At 52.8% G+C, this 1,629-nt stretch carries 2 tRNA genes and 1 rRNA gene (1 of these 3 only partly in view); all 3 read left to right on the top strand.

Going from position 1 to position 1,629, the window contains the following annotated elements:
- Positions 1 to 1,069: ribosomal RNA gene (locus tag JTI98_RS06345) — 16S ribosomal RNA — on the top strand (it extends 473 nt beyond the left edge of the window).
- Between the two features lie 69 nt (positions 1,070 to 1,138).
- A tRNA-Ile gene (locus JTI98_RS06350) sits at positions 1,139 to 1,215 on the top strand.
- Between the two features lie 110 nt (positions 1,216 to 1,325).
- A tRNA-Ala gene (locus JTI98_RS06355) sits at positions 1,326 to 1,401 on the top strand.
- Positions 1,402 to 1,629 lie beyond the last annotated feature (228 nt).

Genomic DNA, 1,629 nt, shown 5'->3' on the forward strand with positions numbered 1-1,629 from the left:
AGCAATTGACGTTACCCGCAGAAGAAGCACCGGCTAACTCCGTGCCAGCAGCCGCGGTAATACGGAGGGTGCAAGCGTTAATCGGAATTACTGGGCGTAAAGCGCACGCAGGCGGTCTGTCAAGTCGGATGTGAAATCCCCGGGCTCAACCTGGGAACTGCATTCGAAACTGGCAGGCTTGAGTCTCGTAGAGGGGGGTAGAATTCCAGGTGTAGCGGTGAAATGCGTAGAGATCTGGAGGAATACCGGTGGCGAAGGCGGCCCCCTGGACGAAGACTGACGCTCAGGTGCGAAAGCGTGGGGAGCAAACAGGATTAGATACCCTGGTAGTCCACGCCGTAAACGATGTCTATTTGGAGGTTGTGCCCTTGAGGCGTGGCTTCCGGAGCTAACGCGTTAAATAGACCGCCTGGGGAGTACGGCCGCAAGGTTAAAACTCAAATGAATTGACGGGGGCCCGCACAAGCGGTGGAGCATGTGGTTTAATTCGATGCAACGCGAAGAACCTTACCTGGTCTTGACATCCACAGAACTTGGCAGAGATGCCTTGGTGCCTTCGGGAACTGTGAGACAGGTGCTGCATGGCTGTCGTCAGCTCGTGTTGTGAAATGTTGGGTTAAGTCCCGCAACGAGCGCAACCCTTATCCTTTGTTGCCAGCGGTCCGGCCGGGAACTCAAAGGAGACTGCCAGTGATAAACTGGAGGAAGGTGGGGATGACGTCAAGTCATCATGGCCCTTACGACCAGGGCTACACACGTGCTACAATGGCATATACAAAGAGAAGCGACCTCGCGAGAGCAAGCGGACCTCATAAAGTATGTCGTAGTCCGGATTGGAGTCTGCAACTCGACTCCATGAAGTCGGAATCGCTAGTAATCGTGGATCAGAATGCCACGGTGAATACGTTCCCGGGCCTTGTACACACCGCCCGTCACACCATGGGAGTGGGTTGCAAAAGAAGTAGGTAGCTTAACCTTCGGGAGGGCGCTTACCACTTTGTGATTCATGACTGGGGTGAAGTCGTAACAAGGTAACCGTAGGGGAACCTGCGGTTGGATCACCTCCTTACCTTAAAGAACCTGCCTTTGTAGTGCCCACACAGATTGTCTGATGAAAAACGAGCAGTAAAACCTCTACAGGCTTGTAGCTCAGGTGGTTAGAGCGCACCCCTGATAAGGGTGAGGTCGGTGGTTCAAGTCCACTCAGGCCTACCAAATTCGCTCCCGTGCTTTGTTGTGGCAAAGCTCACATACTTTACGTATGCTTCGCTTCACCACGCCGCGCCCGGAAACGAATTGGGGATGAGGTTTTAACTACACTGTATGGGGCTATAGCTCAGCTGGGAGAGCGCCTGCTTTGCACGCAGGAGGTCTGCGGTTCGATCCCGCATAGCTCCACCATACTGTAGAACGTAATCAAGAAAACTTCAGAGTGTACCTGAAAGGGTGCGCTGCGAAGTTTTGCTCTTTAAAAATCTGGATCAAGCTGAAAATTGAAACGACACACATGTTATGTGTGTTCGAGTCTCTCAAATTTTCGCAAKCAGAAGTGAAACATCTTCGGGTTGTGAGGTTAAGCGACTAAGCGTACACGGTGGATGCCCTGGCAGTCAGAGGCGATGAAGGACG

The sequence above is a fragment of the Citrobacter sp. MGH 55 genome, from assembly GCF_016906145.1.
Lineage (GTDB): Bacteria > Pseudomonadota > Gammaproteobacteria > Enterobacterales > Enterobacteriaceae > Citrobacter_A > Citrobacter_A amalonaticus.